General features: G+C 68.8%; 12 protein-coding genes. 6 read left to right on the top strand and 6 right to left on the bottom strand.

Translation table 11 applies throughout. The features are described from left to right. Positions 1 to 104: 104 nt before the first annotated feature. The 4 genes from NM961_RS13870 to NM961_RS13855 all read left to right on the top strand — a co-directional run bounded on the left by NM961_RS13870 (position 105) and on the right by NM961_RS13855 (position 3,497). Positions 105 to 533 carry a hotdog fold thioesterase gene (locus NM961_RS13870; RefSeq protein ID WP_255914995.1) on the top strand — a complete coding sequence of 143 codons (429 nt, stop codon included), beginning with the start codon at positions 105 to 107 and terminating at the stop codon, positions 531 to 533. Next, a complete protein-coding gene (locus NM961_RS13865) occupies positions 530 to 1,480 on the top strand; it encodes a serine/threonine protein kinase (protein WP_255914994.1) in 951 nt (316 codons plus the stop codon). The genes NM961_RS13870 and NM961_RS13865 overlap by 4 nt, the downstream gene beginning before the upstream one ends. 157 nt (positions 1,481 to 1,637) lie before the next feature. Continuing rightward, the gene (locus tag NM961_RS13860; RefSeq protein WP_255914993.1) at positions 1,638 to 2,480 is read left to right on the top strand and encodes a lysophospholipid acyltransferase family protein; all 843 of its coding nucleotides are present in this window, start codon (positions 1,638 to 1,640) and stop codon (positions 2,478 to 2,480) included. 12 nt (positions 2,481 to 2,492) lie between these two features. Then, on the top strand, positions 2,493 to 3,497 hold the full coding sequence (locus tag NM961_RS13855) for a YheT family hydrolase (RefSeq protein WP_255914992.1): 1,005 nt from the start codon (positions 2,493 to 2,495) through the stop codon (positions 3,495 to 3,497). 38 nt (positions 3,498 to 3,535) lie between these two features. Here NM961_RS13855 and NM961_RS13850 read toward each other — a convergent pair whose 3' ends face one another. Further along, on the bottom strand, positions 3,536 to 5,032 hold the full coding sequence (locus NM961_RS13850) for an AAA family ATPase (RefSeq protein WP_255914991.1): 1,497 nt from the start codon (positions 5,030 to 5,032) through the stop codon (positions 3,536 to 3,538). A gap of 112 nt (positions 5,033 to 5,144) precedes the next feature. Between NM961_RS13850 and NM961_RS13845 the strand changes: the two genes are divergently transcribed. Together NM961_RS13845 and NM961_RS13840 are read left to right on the top strand one after the other, a co-directional pair. Then, entirely contained in the window at positions 5,145 to 7,226 is a 2,082-nt protein-coding gene (locus NM961_RS13845) for a tetratricopeptide repeat protein (protein WP_255914990.1), read from the top strand. Positions 7,227 to 7,252: 26 nt separating this feature from the next. Then, positions 7,253 to 8,569, top strand: coding sequence for an aspartyl/asparaginyl beta-hydroxylase domain-containing protein (locus NM961_RS13840; protein WP_255914989.1), 1,317 nt, complete (start codon positions 7,253 to 7,255; stop codon positions 8,567 to 8,569). 91 nt (positions 8,570 to 8,660) lie between these two features. Here NM961_RS13840 and NM961_RS13835 read toward each other — a convergent pair whose 3' ends face one another. The 5 genes from NM961_RS13835 to NM961_RS13815 form a co-directional block, all read right to left on the bottom strand. After that, positions 8,661 to 9,422: an ABC transporter permease gene (locus NM961_RS13835; RefSeq protein ID WP_255914988.1), complete on the bottom strand. Its 762-nt coding sequence runs from the start codon at positions 9,420 to 9,422 to the stop codon at positions 8,661 to 8,663. Further along, positions 9,419 to 10,345 carry an ABC transporter ATP-binding protein gene (locus NM961_RS13830; protein ID WP_255914987.1) on the bottom strand — a complete coding sequence of 309 codons (927 nt, stop codon included), beginning with the start codon at positions 10,343 to 10,345 and terminating at the stop codon, positions 9,419 to 9,421. Before NM961_RS13830 ends, NM961_RS13835 begins: the two co-directional genes overlap by 4 nt. 257 nt (positions 10,346 to 10,602) lie before the next feature. After that, positions 10,603 to 11,655 carry an RNA 3'-terminal phosphate cyclase gene (gene rtcA / locus NM961_RS13825; RefSeq protein ID WP_255914986.1) on the bottom strand — a complete coding sequence of 351 codons (1,053 nt, stop codon included), beginning with the start codon at positions 11,653 to 11,655 and terminating at the stop codon, positions 10,603 to 10,605. A gap of 32 nt (positions 11,656 to 11,687) precedes the next feature. Continuing rightward, positions 11,688 to 12,365: a hypothetical protein gene (locus tag NM961_RS13820; RefSeq protein WP_255914985.1), complete on the bottom strand. Its 678-nt coding sequence runs from the start codon at positions 12,363 to 12,365 to the stop codon at positions 11,688 to 11,690. Between the two features lie 13 nt (positions 12,366 to 12,378). Further along, positions 12,379 to 13,602, bottom strand: coding sequence for an RtcB family protein (locus NM961_RS13815; protein ID WP_255914984.1), 1,224 nt, complete (start codon positions 13,600 to 13,602; stop codon positions 12,379 to 12,381). Between the last annotated feature and the right edge of the window lie 1,274 nt (positions 13,603 to 14,876).

Raw genomic sequence — 14,876 nt, 5'->3', positions numbered from 1 at the left:
GACGCCGGATTGTCGCATGTGCGGAGCGGCCTCTGGCGAACCCCGCACTTCCGGCGCGGCGGACTAACCGCTCTAATCGTCTTCCCCATCCGCGCGAGCCGCCCATGAGCCTGTGGAAACAATCCTCCGATGTGGATGCCGTCAACCGCTGGAGCGAACGCACCGCGGCCCAGGCGCTCGGCATCGTCGTCACCGAGATCGGCGCGGACTACGTGCGCGGCACCATGCCGGTGGACGAACGCACGCGCCAGCCCTTCGGCCTGCTGCACGGCGGCGCCTCGGTGCTGCTGGCCGAGACCCTGGGCAGCCTGGCCGCCAACCTGTGCCTGGATCCGCAGCAGGAAGTCGCGGTCGGTCTGGACATCAACGCCAACCATTTGCGCGCGGTCAGCGCCGGCCAGGTCACCGGCACGGCCCGGCCCATCCATGTCGGCCGCACCACCCAGGTATGGGAAATCCGCATCGTCACGGACAAAGATGAACTTTGCTGCATCTCGCGCCTGACCATGGCCGTGGTGCCGCGGCGCCGATGAGCACGCCCGCGCCCTATGCCGACCTGACGCCGGAGCGCGTGCTCGCTGCGGTCGAAGCCGTGGGCCTGGTCACCGACGGGCGCCTGCTCGCGCTCAACAGCTACGAAAACCGGGTCTACCAGGTCGGTCTGGAGGAGGCCGCACCGGTCGTCGCCAAGTTCTACCGGCCCGGGCGCTGGTCGGATGCGGCCATCGCCGAGGAACACGCCTTCGCCGCCGAGCTGGCTGCGGCAGAGCTGCCGGTGGTCGCGCCGCTGCTGCTGGACGGCGTCAGCCTGCACCATGTCGACGGCCATCGCTTCGCGCTGTATCCGCGCCGCGGCGGCCGCGCGCCGCAGCTGGAATCGGCCGAGCATCTGGAATGGACCGGCCGCCTGATCGCGCGCCTGCACACGGTTGGTGCGCGCCAGCCGTTCCGGGCGCGCGGCAGCATCGACATCGCCACCTTTCTGCACGCGCCGGCCGCGGCCGTGGCCGCGTCGCCGCTGCTGCCGGCGGCGCTGCAGGCGCGCTACCGCGCCGCGGTCGGGGCGCTGGCGCCGCCGCTGCGCGAATGCTTGGACCAGGCCGGCGCACGCCACCTGCGCCTGCACGGCGACTGCCACCCGGGCAATGTGCTGTGGACCGACCAGGGACCGCATTTCGTCGACCTGGACGATGCGCGCCAGGGCCCGGCGGTACAGGACCTGTGGATGCTGGCGCCGGATCCGCGCGCGCTGGAACTGCTGCTGCAGGGCTATACCGAAATGCGCGATTTTGATTACGCCGAACTCGCCCTGGTGGAACCGCTGCGCGTGCTGCGCCAGGTGCACTGGGCCGGCTGGATCGCCCAGCGCTGGCACGATCCGGCCTTTCCGCAGGGCTTCCCCTTCGTCGGCGAGGCGCGCTGGTGGGAACAGCACGTGAACGATCTCATCGAGGCGCGCCTGCGCCTGGAAGAACACTGAACCGGCCGCGGACACAAAATTGTCACGCCGGCCGGCCGCGCCGGAGGGTGCCGGAACGGGGCCGGACACACAAAATCCGACAGGCGATGTTTTGAAACGCCGGCTCCGGCGCGTTGTTCATTGGCGCTGGCTGTTCCGCTTCGCTACCCTTGCACCGATGAACGCTACAGCCGATACCGCCGTGACCGCCGCCCGTCCCGACCGCCTGCGTCCACTGCGCTACCTGTGGCGTACCCCGCTGCTGCTGGTGCATATCCTCATCGCGTTGCCGCTGGCCCTGCTGGTGATCAATCCGCTGGGCGCGCGCCTGCGCATCGGCGGCCAGCGCCTGGATCACTGGATGACATCGTGGTGGTCGCGCTGGCTGGTGCGCTGCTTCGGCTTCCGCCTGCGCCGCTTCGGCCAGCCGCAGCCCGGCGCCACCCTGTTCGTCGCCAATCACCTGTCCTGGCTGGATATTGAACTGCTGCACAGCCAGGCTTTCATGTGCTTCGTCGCCAAGGCCGAGATCAGCCGCTGGCCGCTGGTCGGCTGGCTGGCCAGCCGCGCCGGCACCATCTACCACCAGCGCGGCAGCGGCCATTCCCTGGCCGCGGTCATGGCCGTGGTGGTGGAGCGCCTGCGCCAGGGCCTGCCGGTGGGCGTGTTTCCCGAAGGCGGCACCGGCGCCGGCGACCGCGTGCGCACCTTCCATGCGCGCATCTTCCAGGTCGCGGTCGAGGCCGGCGTGCCGGTGCAGCCGGTGGCGCTGCGCTACGGCAGCGACGGGCGCCAGGATCCGGCCGTGGCGTTCGCGCCGGGCGAAAGCTTCTTCGGCAACTTCCTGCGCGTGCTCGGCGGTCCGGGTATGGATGCGGAAGTGCATTTCTGTACACCGATACCCGTCGCGGCCGACGGCCGCCGGCGCCTGGCCGAAAGCGCCCGCGCCGCCATCTGCCAGGCCCTGGGCCTGCCGGAGGCCAACGAACGCAGCAGCGCCGCGGCCGCCGCGGACGACTGAACCCTCGTGGACATGAAGCAGCTGCCGATGCGCGCCACCGATTTCCGTCCCCACCGCCTGCTGCGCAATGCGCATGTGCAGTCGGTGCTGGCTTCCAGCAGCATCCGCCGCTGGCTGCTGCGCGAACGCAGCCGCGCGGTGGAGCAGGCTTCGGTCGAATACATCCTGGACTGCGGCCACGGCGTGCGCCTGCAGGGCTTCCATTCCGCACAGAACCTGCGGCCGCAGCCGCGCGGCCTGATCGTGCTGCTGCACGGCTGGGAAGGCAGCGCCCAGTCCAGCTACCTGCTGCATACCAGCGCGCGCCTGCTGGCCGAAGGCTGGGACGTATTCCGGCTGAATTTCCGCGATCACGGCGATACGCATCATCTGAATGCGGAAATGTTCCATTCTTGCCGTCTGGACGAAGTGGTCGGTGCGCTGCTGGAAGTGCAGCGCCGCTTCGCGCAGCGGCCGCTGGCCCTGGTCGGTTTCTCCCTGGGCGGCAATTTCGCGCTGCGCGTGGCGCTGCGCGCGCCGGCGGCGGGACTGGAACTGAGCTATGCGCTGGCAGTGTGCCCGGCGGTGCATCCGCCGGCGATACTGGAGGCGATCGAACGCGCGCCCTGGTTCTATCACGCCTATTTTATGCACAAATGGCGCGATTCGCTGCGCCGCAAGCAGCGCATGTTTCCCGAGTCCGCGCGTTTCAGCGCACAGGAGCTGGCCCAGTCCATGCGCAAGCTGACCGCGACCATGGTCGCGCGGCATACCGATTTCGGCACCCTGGACGCCTATCTCGACGGCTATTCCATCGCCGGCGACCGCCTCGCCGACCTGGCCGTGCCAACCACGATACTGACCGCCTCGGACGATCCCATCATTCCGGTCAGCAGCTTCCACGACCTGAAGCTTTCCGACAGCACCGAGCTGGAAATCGCGCCCACCGGCGGCCACTGCGGCTTCATCCGCGATTTCAGCCTGCGCAGCTGGACCGAAGACTACATCGCCGAACGGCTGGGCCGGCTGGCCGCCTGAGCCGGCGCGCGGCGCCTGCACGCCGCTGCGGCGCGTCTTCAGTCCGCCGCGACCGTGCGCTCGCGCGCCCAGTTGCGCAGATCCTCCACCTGCTCGGCCATCAGCACCGACAGCGGCCGGGTGCGGCGGATCTCCTCCAGCACGTCCTGCTGGATCAGTCCGCGCTGCGCCGCCGCGGCGGTGTACAGCGAGGCAACCACCGCCTGTTCGATCTCGGCGCCGGAAAAGCCGGCGGCTGCAGCGGCCAGCACCGCCGGGTCGCAGCCCTGCTTGTCCAGGCCGCGCTTGTGCAGGTGGATGCGGAAGATCTCGGTGCGGACGGCCGCATCGGGCAGGTCGACGAAGAAGATCTCGTCGAAGCGGCCCTTGCGCAGCAGCTCCGCCGGCAGCTCGTGCACCTGGTTGGCGGTGGCGACCAGGAACACGTTCGCCTTGCGCTCGGCCATCCAGGTCAGCAGATAGCCCAGCACGCGGCGCGATACGCCGTCGTCGGAGGTGCCGGCGGCCAGGCCTTTCTCGATCTCGTCTATCCACAGCACGCAGGGCGCGAGCAGTTCGGCGTTCTTCAGCGCGGCGCGCAGGTTGCGTTCGGTCTCGCCGTGGAACTTGTTGTACAGCGAGCCGAAATCCAGCCGCGCCAGCGGCACGCCGAAGCCGCCGGCGATGGCCTTGGCGGCGAGGCTCTTGCCGCAGCCCTGCACGCCCAGCAGCAGCACGCCCTTGGGCGGATCCAGCGGCACCGCGGTCTTGGCGCCGAGGAAGGCGCCGCGGCGCTGCGTCACCCAGGTCTTGAGCCGGTTCAGGCCGGCCACGTCGGCGAACTGCGCGGTGTGGTATTCGAAATGCAGCAGGCCGTCGCGGTTGAGCAGGGCGAACTTGGCCTTGGCCAGCTCGGGCAGGTCGTCCGGCCCCAGTGCGCCGTCGCGCCAGATCAGCTGGCGCACGATCTGGCGCGCGTCGCTCAGGCCCAGCCCGATCAGGTTGCGCACCATGGTGCGCGCAGCATCCGCGTCCACTTCCACGCGCTTGCCCGTCTCGCGCGAATAGGCGAAGGCTTCCGCGCGCAGCAGGTCGGCGATGGCCTTGGCATCGGGCAGGCTGAGCGCGACCCGGGTGGTATACGGCTGCAGTTCCTCGGGAATTTCCAGCTTGGGCGCGACCAGCACCACCGTATGCGGCGCGCAGCCGCCCTGGCGCTGCACGATCTCGCGCAGCAGGCGCAGGGTCATCGGGTAGCGCAGGTAGGGGTTGAAATCCAGCAGCAGGTAGATGCCGCGCCGGCTCTGCTGGCGCATGTACTGCAGGGTATAGGAGGCGTCCGGGGCCAGCGAATCGACGCCGTCGCCCTCGCTGTCCACGTCCATATCCAGCCGGCGCAGACCTTCGGTGATGCTCCAGCGGTGCAGTGGCAGCAGAACCTCGCCGATGGCGTGACGGAAACTGTCGATTACGCGCTCTTCCTCCGGCGATTCGATCACGAGCAGGGGCGTGGCGGCGCGGAGCAGGGTGACGAGGTCATGGTGGGTGCTGGACATAGGGGCCGAATGCTAGCAGTGTGGCGCCAGGACCGGGCGCCGCGCCCCGCGGCAGCCTGCGGCATAATGGCCGGCTCGCGGGTAATCCGCCCCTAGCCAAGTCGTGAATTCCATGCTGCAAGAACTTGTCCGCCTCCATTCCCAAGGCCGCCTCGACGAGGCCGAATCCGGCTACCGCGCCCTGCTCGCGGAAAACCCGGACAACGTCGACGCGCTGCACATGCTGGGCGTGTTGCGCCGCCAGCGCCAGGACCTGGGCGAGGCGCGCCGCCTGCTGGACAAGGCGCGCGGTCTGGCGCCGGAACGCGGCGACGTGGCGCTGGAGCTGGCGGGCCTGTATTTCCTGGAGCAGGACCTGGTCGGCGCGCGCGCACTGATCGAGAACGTGATCCAGCGCAATCCCAACCAGCCCGGCGCGCATACCCTGCTCGCCCGCATCGCCCTGCTGCAGAACGACCTGGCCAAGGCCGAATCCCTGTTCCGCACCGCGCTGCGCAGCAACGAACACGATCCGCACGCGATCTCCGGCCTGGGCCGGCTGCTGCTGGACCGCGGCGAGGTGCAGAAATCCCTGCCTTACCTCAGCCGCGCAGTGGAACTGGCGCCCAAGGACGGTGCCATGCAGTACGCCCTGGCGCGTGCCCTGGTGCTCAACGACAATCGCGCCTTCGGCGAGCAGGCCGCGCGCAACGCGCTGGCGCTGCAGCCGGAACTGCACGGCGCGCGCTACCTGCTGGCGCAGCTGCTGCTGGAAAGCGGCAAGCTGGAGGACGCCCAGGCCCTGTTCGCCGTGCTGACCGAGGCGCCCGGCCATCAGCTCATCGGCCATCTCGGCCTGGGCGATGTGGCGCGCCAGCAGCAGCGGTTCGACGCGGCGGTGGATCACTACCGCGCCGGCCTGGCGCTGGACCGCGACCACGCCCGCGCCGTGCGCCTGCTCGGCGGCTGCCTGGTCACCGTCGGCAAGCCGGAAGAGGCGCTGCAGCTGTACGCGGAATTCGTGGCGCGCAATCCGGACGTGGTCGCCATCGAGGCGGCCCTGGCCGATCTGCTTTCCCACGTCGGCGATGAGGCCGGCGCACTGCGCACCTGGCAGGGCATCGCCCGGCGCCGGCCGGACGACCCGATCCCGCTGGGCCGCATGGCCCTGCTGCACGAGCGCGCCGGCGACTATGCCGGCGCCCAGGCCCTGGCCGGCCGCGTCGCCGCAGCCCTGCCCGAGGATGCCGAGCTGATCCTGCTGCGCGCCCGCGCCGCGCTGCGCGAAAACCGCGACGCCGACGCGCTGGCCCTGCTCGAATCCCTGCGCGCGCTGCAGCTGTCGCCGTTCAGCGTGATGCAGGCGGCGCACCTCTACGGCGTGCTGGCCGACCGCCGCAACGACGTGCGGACCGCGGTGCCGGCCTGGCTGGAATCCCAGTCGGCCCTGCCGGCCCTGATCCACGAACAGGCCCCGCTGCCCGAGGCGCTGGAACAGGCCCTGGCCGCGCCTGCGCCGGCGGCCCAGGCGGACGCGCCGATTTTCCTGCTGGGCCTGCCCGGCAGCATGGTCGAGCGCGTCGCCGCCCTGCTGCACCAGCAGCCTGAGGTGAGCCTGCTGCGCGACCGCCCGTTCGCCCCGCAGCGCCGCGATGCGCTGAGCGAACCCGATTTCGCGCGCTGGACCGAAGGCGTGGACGAAGCCACCGCCGCCGCCGCGCGCGCGCAATGGGCCAGCGAGGTCGAACGCCTGGGCAGTGCGCCCGGCGCGCGCATCGTGGACTGGCTGGCACGCTGGGATGCGCGCTTCCTGCCGCTGCTGCGCCAGGCCTTCCCGGGCGCCACCCTGGTCATCGTCGAGCGCGATCCGCGCGATCTGCTGCTGAACTGGCTGGCCTACGGCTGGCTCGGCGGTTTCGCCCTGCTCGACGTGCTGGCCGCGGCGCGTTGGCTGGAATCGGCCCGCACGCACATGGCACGCTGTGAAAATGTGGAAGGATTGAAGGTGCTGCGCGTCGACGCCGACGCGGTGCTGGCCGATCCGGCCGGGCCGGCCGGCGCCGCCCTGGCCGCCCTGCTGGGCCGCGAAGCCCTGCTGCCCGGCGCGCCCCAGGTGGGCTTGGGCGGCTTGCCCATCGGCCTGCCCGCGGGACGCTGGCAGGCCTACGCGGACGTGCTGGCGCCCGGCTTCGCCGAACTGTCCCCGCCGCGCTGAGCGGCCGCTGCCGGAACCCACCAGGCATGAACGCATCCGCCGCCAGCTCCGCGCCCGCCCTTCTGGCCCAGCTGGAGCTGGCGCGCAGCAGTGCGTCCCAGGGCCGCATACTCGAAGCCGAGCAGGCTTTCCAGCGCGTGCTGGACATTGCGCCGGAGCAGGTCGAGGCGCTGAACTTCCTCGCCATGTGCGCACTGGCGCGGCAGCAGCTGGAACAGGCCGGCGCACTGCTGGAACGGGCGCGCCGGCTGCAGCCCGCGGATGCGGAAACCCTCAAGAACCTGGCCCAGGTGTACCGTCGCAGCGGGCGCCTGGAGCCGGCGGTGGAAGCGCTGCAGGCGGCACTGCAGGCGCAGCCGGACTACTTCCTCGCGCGCCTGCACCTGGGCCAGACCCTGGAGCAGCTGCAGCGTCCCGACGACGCCCTGCCGGCCTATTTCCGCGCCATCCGCGATGCCCAGGCGCGCGGCGAATGGCTCAGCGACGCCAGTACGCCGCCGGGGCTGCGCCAGGGCGTGCTTGCCGCCATGCGCTATGTCGACGCCGGCCGCCACCGCCTGTTCGACAACACTTTGCAGCCGCTGCGCGCGCGCTACGGCGCGGGAGAGCTGCGCCGCATGGAACAGGCCCTGGCCATCTACCTGGGCGACCAGCCGGCGAACTACCCGCATCCGGCGCAGCGGCCGCTGTTCCTGTTCTTTCCCGGCATCGCCTCGCAGCCGTATTACGAGCGCGAACGTTTTCCCTGGCTGGGCGATCTGGAAGCGCAGACCGCGGCGATCCGCCTGGAGCTGCTCAATCTGCTCGCCGCCGAGCAGGGCTTTGAACCCTTCCTGCATTTCGATGCCGACACGCGGGTGGAGGATTACCTGATCGGCAGGGAAGGCGGCGCGGCCTGGACCGGCTTCTTCTTCTACCGCCACGGCGAGCGCCGCGAGGAAAACTGCCGGCGCTGTCCGATCACGGCGGCGGCGCTGGAAGGCACGGCCATGGTGCGTATCCGCGAGCACGCGCCGGAAGTGCTGTATTCGCTGCTCACGCCCGGCGCGCATATCCTGCCGCACCGCGGCGTGACCAATACGCGCCTGGTCACCCATCTGCCGCTGATCGTGCCGGACAACTGCGCCCTGCGCGTGGGCGGCATCGACCATCATTGGCAGGAAGGCCGCTGCGTCGTCTTCGACGATACCTACGAGCACGAGGCCTGGAACCGCAGCGACCGCACCCGCGTCGTGCTGATCTTCGACACCTGGCATCCGGACCTGACCGAGGCCGAGCGCGCCGCCATCACCGACCTGGTCGGCGTGATCGGCGATTTCAACCAGCGCGCCGGCCTGAAGTGAGCGCCGACGCCGGCGGCGCCACGAAGCGGATTCCCGCCATTGCCACCTGCGGCTGAGCAGCCGGCGCAGTGCCGCGCCGGCCGCAGCCCATTCAATTGCGCAGCTTGTAGCCCGTGCGGAAGATCCACCACACCGCGAACAGGCAGACCGCCAGGAAGGCGCAGGTCATGCCGAAGCTCAGTGCTGCGTTGACGTCGGACACGCCGTAGAAGCTCCAGCGGAAACCGCTGACCAGATACACCACCGGATTGAACAGCGCGATCTTCTGCCACAGCGGCGGCAGCATGTTGATCGAATAGAAACTGCCGCCGAGGAAGGTCAGCGGCGTCACTATCATCAGCGGGATCACCTGCAATTTCTCGAAGCCGTCGGCCCAGATGCCGATGATGAAGCCGAACAGACTGAAGGTGACCGCGGTCAGCGCGAGGAAGCCCACCATCCAGAACGGATGGGCGATCTCGTAGGCGACGAAGAAGCGTGCCGTAACCAGGATCAGCAGTCCCAGGATCACCGACTTGGTCGCCGCCGCGCCCACATAGCCGATCACCACCTCGATCCAGGACACCGGCGCCGACAGCAGTTCGTAGATCGTGCCCGACCACTTGGGCAGATAGATGCCGAACGAGGCGTTGGAAATGCTCTCGGTCAGCAGGGTGAGCATGATCAGGCCGGGAATGATGAAGGCGCCGTAGTGCACGCCGTCGACCTCGCCCATGCGCGAGCCTATGGCCGCGCCGAACACGATGAAGTACAGCGACGTGGACAGCACCGGCGAGGCGATGCTCTGCATCAGCGTGCGCCCGGTGCGGGCCATCTCGAAGCGGTAGATCGCGCGGATCGCGTGCAGGTTCATGCGTTCGTCCTCACCAGGCTGACGAAGATCTCTTCCAGCGAGCTTTCGCTGGAATGCAGGTCCTTGAAGTCGATGCCGTGATCGGTCAGCCGGCGCAGCAGGCCGGCGATGCCGGTGTGCTCGCCCTGGGTATCGAAGGTGTAGACCAGTTCCTGGCCGTCGGCCGACAGCTCCAGCGGATAGCCGGCCAGCTCCGCCGGTATCGCCGCCAGCGGCGCCTGCAGCTGCAGGGTCAGCTGCTTCTTGCCGAGCTTGCGCATCAGCTGGGTCTTGTCCTCGACCAGGATCAGCTCGCCCTTGCTGATCACGCCGATGCGGTCGGCCATTTCCTCGGCCTCCTCGATGTAGTGCGTGGTCAGGATGATGGTGGTGCCGCGCTCGCGCAGGCCGCGTACCAGGTTCCACATGTCGCGGCGCAGTTCCACATCGACGCCGGCGGTGGGCTCGTCCAGGAACAGGATGGACGGTTCGTGCGACAGCGCCTTGGCGATCATCACGCGCCGCTTCATGCCGCCGGAGAGCGTCATGATCTTGGAATCTTTCTTGTCCCACAGCGACAGGTCGCGCAGGATCTTTTCCACCAGCGCGTGATCGCGCGGCTTGCCGAACAGGCCGCGGCTGAAATTCACCGTGGCCCAGACCGTTTCGAACGCATCGGTGGACAGTTCCTGCGGCACCAGGCCTATCGCGCTGCGCGAGGCGCGGTAGTCGCGCACGATGTCATGGCCGTCGGCCAGCACCGTGCCAGTCGTCGGATTGACGATGCCGCAGATGACGCTGATCAGCGTCGTCTTGCCCGCGCCGTTGGGGCCGAGCAGCGCGAAGATCTCGCCGCGGCGGATCTCCAGATCGATGTTCCTGAGCGCGGCAAAACCGGATTTGTAGGTCTTGCTCAAGCCCGTGATGCGGATGACAGGTTCCACGCAACCTCCCGGGTCCAGGCGTGCCGGCGACACGGTGAAACGGCCGGCGGGCGCAACAGCTGGGGGCGCATGCCGGGCTTGCAAGCGGCTGCCGATCTTGCACGAACGAAGCGGGCAGGGGTACTGGCGGGCCGGGCGGTGAGTATCGGGCTATTGCGGACAACCGCTGTCCTGCTTTGGATGAGGCTTGGCAGAAATGACGCCGGCCGGGGCCGTCATGGCCCCGGCCGGGATTGCTCAAGCGCGGGTCGGCGAAGTCACCGGTCCGCGCCGACTTCGACCGTGACGCGGTAGCGCCGCTGCGGATCGCTGTCGTCCGGCGCGATGCTCACCGCGGCGGCGCCGAAGGCGCGGATCACGGCCGCATTGGTCTCCAGATGCGGGCTGGGCCGCCCGGTGACGAAGCAGCCGCCGCCGGCAATCACCAGCGGCAGCAGCAGCTGGTCGGCCAGGTGCTCGCCGGCCGGCGCGCCGTGGGCGAGGTAGTGCAGCAATTCGTCGCAGGCGCCGTCGGCGACGCGCTCGGCGCTGACGCCGTGCTCGCCCAGGCCGACCACGATCTCGCTGACGTGCTCGAAATCCGCGCGCAGCACCAGTGCGTTGGCCGGGCCGAAGCTCTGCGGCAGGTGCTCGATCTGCGAGCTCGCCAGCGGCAGCCGGCGCAGCGCGACTTCGAGTTCGCGCTCGCCGATATGCCGCGGCAGCGTGCGCAGCAGCACATTCGCATCCATGCCCGCGCCGGCACCGCGCTGCAGCAGCTGCAGCGGGACCAGCGGCGCGGGCGTGATCCCGACCTCGACCAGGCCGCCGCCGGCCGGATAGAAGCCGTGCCGGTGCAGCTTCATCGACACCTGCGCACCCATGCGCCGCAGCTGCGGCAGGAACACGCCGGCGACGAAATCCGCCGACGGCGCCATCTGGTTGTGCGTGCCGCCTTCCAGCAGCAGCCGGCTGGGTGCGCCGGCGCGCAGCAGCGCGGGCAGTACGGTCTGCAGCACCAGCATGGTGCTGCCGGCGCTGCCGACCTTGAAGGTGTAGTCGCCCGCGCGCGTGGTGCCCGGCCGGAAGCTCAGCGCGGTGGCGCCGATTTCCGCGCCTTCCACCTGGGCATCGCAGACTTCCGCCGCCGCGCGCACGCAGGCCAGATGCTGGCGCATCAGCCCGGGCTTGCTGCGGCCGGCGCGGATATTGCTCATGCGCAGCGGGCGGCCGCCGAGCATGGACAGCGCCAGGGCGCTGCGCAGGATCTGTCCGCCGCCTTCGCCCTGGGCGCCGTCGAGTTCTATGGGGGAATCCGTTCTCTTGTTCATCTCGGTCTCTTCCTACCCGAGCTGCGAGAGACTCAGGCGTCGTTCTTCAATCCGTGTTCGCGCAGTTCGCGCGAACTGAGCTGGCGCTTGCGCACGATGGTGTAGCAGCCGTCGAACCACCGGATATGCGGTTCCACGCGGTAGCGCGGAGCGTAGGGCAATGGCGTGACCTCGGCTTCGAACCAGATACCGTTCCGCCTGAACTGGAAACGGTCCGGGGAAACTTTTCGCGTATCGCCTGATACCTCTCCCAAAAAGACCAGCGCTCTGCGTCGCCGCTCCGGCTGCTTCCAGCACAGCAGGCAATGGCGCGGATCCACATAAAGCCCGTCGACCAGATCATGCCCGCGTCGCTGTTCCTTGGTCACCACGCGCCGCCGCACCGGATCGTAGGCGCAATCGACGGCGACTTCGCGGCGCACATGCTCCAGCAGATGCTGACCGACTACGCTGCGCGAGTCGATGCCGCCGCACAGCTCACTCCATACCTTGTCCCACGGCCGGCCCACCTGATGCCGCAGCCAGCGTCGCAGCGGCGACAGCAGATCGTCGAAATGCTTGGTGCGCGGCTGCCTGGGCCGGTAGCTGCGGGCGTAATCGTCCTCACTGCCGGTCCATTCCCGTACACGAGGCTTGTTTCCCCGCGGCGTCTTCAGGCGAAGGCCGCCGCGGGGACGTTCTATCAGCACTTCATGCATGTCACTGCGCACGGCTCATCTCCCCTTAGCCCTTGACGCAGACGACCTGGCGCAGCGTGTGCACGATCTCGACCAGATCGCGCTGCGCCTCCATCACCGCGTCGATCGGCTTGTAGGCCGCCGGCGATTCGTCGATCACGTCCGCATCCTTGCGGCATTCCACATGCGCCGTGGCTTCGCGGTGCTCGCCCAGGGTGATGCGCTTCTTGGCCTCGGTACGGCTCATTACGCGGCCGGCGCCGTGGGAGCAGGAGCAGAAGCTTTCCTCGTTGCCCAGTCCGCGCACGATGAAGCTCTTCGCGCCCATGCTGCCCGGGATGATCCCCAGCTGGCCCTGGCGCGCGCTGACCGCGCCCTTGCGGGTCACGAACAGCTCGCGGCCGAAATGCGTCTCGCGCTGCACATAGTTGTGATGGCAGTTGATCGCCATGCGGGTGAGCTGGAACGCCGGCAGATGCTTGCGCAGTACCGTGAGCACGGTCTCCATCATCTGCTCGCGGTTCTGTGCGGCGTATTCCTGCGCCCATTCCACTGCGGCCACGTAGTCGTCGAACAGCACGCTGCCTTCGCTGAAATAGGCCAGATCGCGGTCGGGCAGATTCGCCTGCTGCTTCTGCATCTCGTTGCGCGCCTTTTCGATGAAGTACTGGCCTATCGCATTGCCGGCGCCGCGCGAGCCCGAGTGCAGCATCACCCAGACCTTGCCGGCCTCGTCCAGGCACAACTCGATGAAATGATTGCCGCCGCCCAGCGAGCCGAGCTGGCTCAGCGGCGACTTGTGCGAGATGCGCGGATGCCGCTCGACCAGGCGCCGGTAGCGCTGCTCCAACCCGCGCCAGCGCGTGCCGGCCGAGTTCGGCGCGATCACCCAGTTGCCCTTGAGGCTGCGTCCCGGCACGGTGACGAAGCCGTGCGGCACTGCGCGTTCAATATCGTGGCGTATGTCGCGCAGCGAGTCCGGTAGCTGCCCGACGCTCAGCGTGGTCTGGTAGGCCATCATGCCGCAGCCGATGTCCACGCCGACCGCGGCCGGGATGATGGCGCCTGCGGTAGGCACCACCGACCCCACAGTCGCGCCTATGCCCGCATGTACGTCCGGCATCGCCGCGACCCAGGGGCCGACGATGGGCAGGCGCGCCAGGTTGCGCAGCTGGTCGCGCGCCTTGCTGTCCAGGGTGACGCCGTTGATCCAGGCCTTGACCGGAACGGCGCCGGGATCCTGCAGAGTCTGGTGTAGTGAAGTGTCCATGGTGATTCTCGTTCTTCTTCTGTGTGCACTGTCGCGACAAGAGTCGCCAGTCGGATCGTTGCTCTACCCATCTGAGCTACGGCGCCGGCAGGAGCGTTCCGGCACCGGCGGGACTTGAACCCGCGACTCACGCATTAACTGTAGACCGGCAGGCATTCGCGACACTGCAGCAAGCGGCGACAAGGTCGTGGGCGAGATTCGTTTTGGGATGTAATCCCGCCCGGGATTCGCCGCTTGCGGCAAGGCCGCAGGCGATTCTGTGTCCAAAAAAATGTTGCTGCAGCAAACGGCAACAAGGTGCAGCTGGCGAGACCTTGCCATTCTGGAAAAATGTAGTCCCGCCTGGCATTTGCCGCTTGCGGCAGCAACACCGCTTCTATGGCGTCAGTGCGGTCCTGCGGCAAGCGGCGACGAGAGACAGCAGTCGCCGAGAGCGCGCACGTGACAGGTGTAGTCCCGGCGGGGCATTCGCCGCTTGCCGCAGGACCGCACTGACAGGTGTTGCCTGAAACTGGCGAGATCCTTTGTGCGGACGGGATCTCTTCGTCCTGGCCGGCGGTGCCGGGTTCGTGCGGCGGAGTTTCCACCTCGCAACGCCCTTGCGCGTTTCGTCCACTGATGCAGCCCTGCCGGGATCCGCCGTCGCATTCCAGCACACGCATTCGTTGCGGCGGCCACGGCGCCAATTCGCCGCGACCATTTTTCAGTCCCGGACTTCCGTTCCGGCCTCCGATTGCACGCCGCGGCGACAAATGGATCGCAAGACATTCAATCAGTGCGTCTGTATTCCGCCACGGTGTCTAACCACCGGCCCGGGACTTTCACCTGGGCATGCCTGAGCGCTGATTCCCTATGTAGTCCTGCAGGCATTCGCCGTTGCGGGCAACCCCCTGCTCCCTGCATCCCTGGCGCGTCGCGCCAGGGATGTACTGCTTACGGACCTTCCTGGTCCGAACGGATTGGACGCCCCGGCAACAGCGAGGCAAGACATGGTCGGCGCGGCCTGGTCCGTTGCCGTGGTGGCGCGCCGCCGAGGCGCGCCGCCTCGCACCCGTCAGGGAGCCAACCTTCTGTAGTCCTGCGGACATTTGCCGCGGCGTCCAAACCTCCGTATCCAATGCGGCCGCAGCGCCAATTCGCTGCGGCCATTTCTCCTGTTGCCGCGTGCGCCCGGGGCCAGGTCGGGAACCGGTGCGGCGGCGAAACAGCGCCGGCGGAAAAGGGAGAGGATTTGCCCTGTTCCGCCGTCGCCAGGCCCGCCGGCCCGGCACCGG

Origin of the sequence: Tahibacter harae (assembly GCF_024437735.1) — a bacterium.
GTDB lineage: Bacteria > Pseudomonadota > Gammaproteobacteria > Xanthomonadales > Rhodanobacteraceae > Tahibacter > Tahibacter harae.
Note: the sequence above shows the minus strand (reverse complement) of the source record. Positions and strands in the feature narration are given on the sequence as shown.

What these genes read in the sequence shown, in the direction of transcription:
- NM961_RS13870 (WP_255914995.1), top strand. Translation starts at nt 105, where the DNA reads ATGAGCCTGTGGAAACAATCCTCCGATGTGGATGCCGTCAACCGCTGG.
- NM961_RS13865 (WP_255914994.1), top strand. Translation starts at nt 530, where the DNA reads ATGAGCACGCCCGCGCCCTATGCCGACCTGACGCCGGAGCGCGTGCTC.
- NM961_RS13860 (WP_255914993.1), top strand. Translation starts at nt 1,638, where the DNA reads ATGAACGCTACAGCCGATACCGCCGTGACCGCCGCCCGTCCCGACCGC.
- NM961_RS13855 (WP_255914992.1), top strand. Translation starts at nt 2,493, where the DNA reads ATGAAGCAGCTGCCGATGCGCGCCACCGATTTCCGTCCCCACCGCCTG.
- NM961_RS13850 (WP_255914991.1), bottom strand. Translation starts at nt 5,032, where the DNA reads ATGTCCAGCACCCACCATGACCTCGTCACCCTGCTCCGCGCCGCCACG.
- NM961_RS13845 (WP_255914990.1), top strand. Translation starts at nt 5,145, where the DNA reads ATGCTGCAAGAACTTGTCCGCCTCCATTCCCAAGGCCGCCTCGACGAG.
- NM961_RS13840 (WP_255914989.1), top strand. Translation starts at nt 7,253, where the DNA reads ATGAACGCATCCGCCGCCAGCTCCGCGCCCGCCCTTCTGGCCCAGCTG.
- NM961_RS13835 (WP_255914988.1), bottom strand. Translation starts at nt 9,422, where the DNA reads ATGAACCTGCACGCGATCCGCGCGATCTACCGCTTCGAGATGGCCCGC.
- rtcA (WP_255914986.1), bottom strand. Translation starts at nt 11,655, where the DNA reads ATGAACAAGAGAACGGATTCCCCCATAGAACTCGACGGCGCCCAGGGC.
- NM961_RS13815 (WP_255914984.1), bottom strand. Translation starts at nt 13,602, where the DNA reads ATGGACACTTCACTACACCAGACTCTGCAGGATCCCGGCGCCGTTCCG.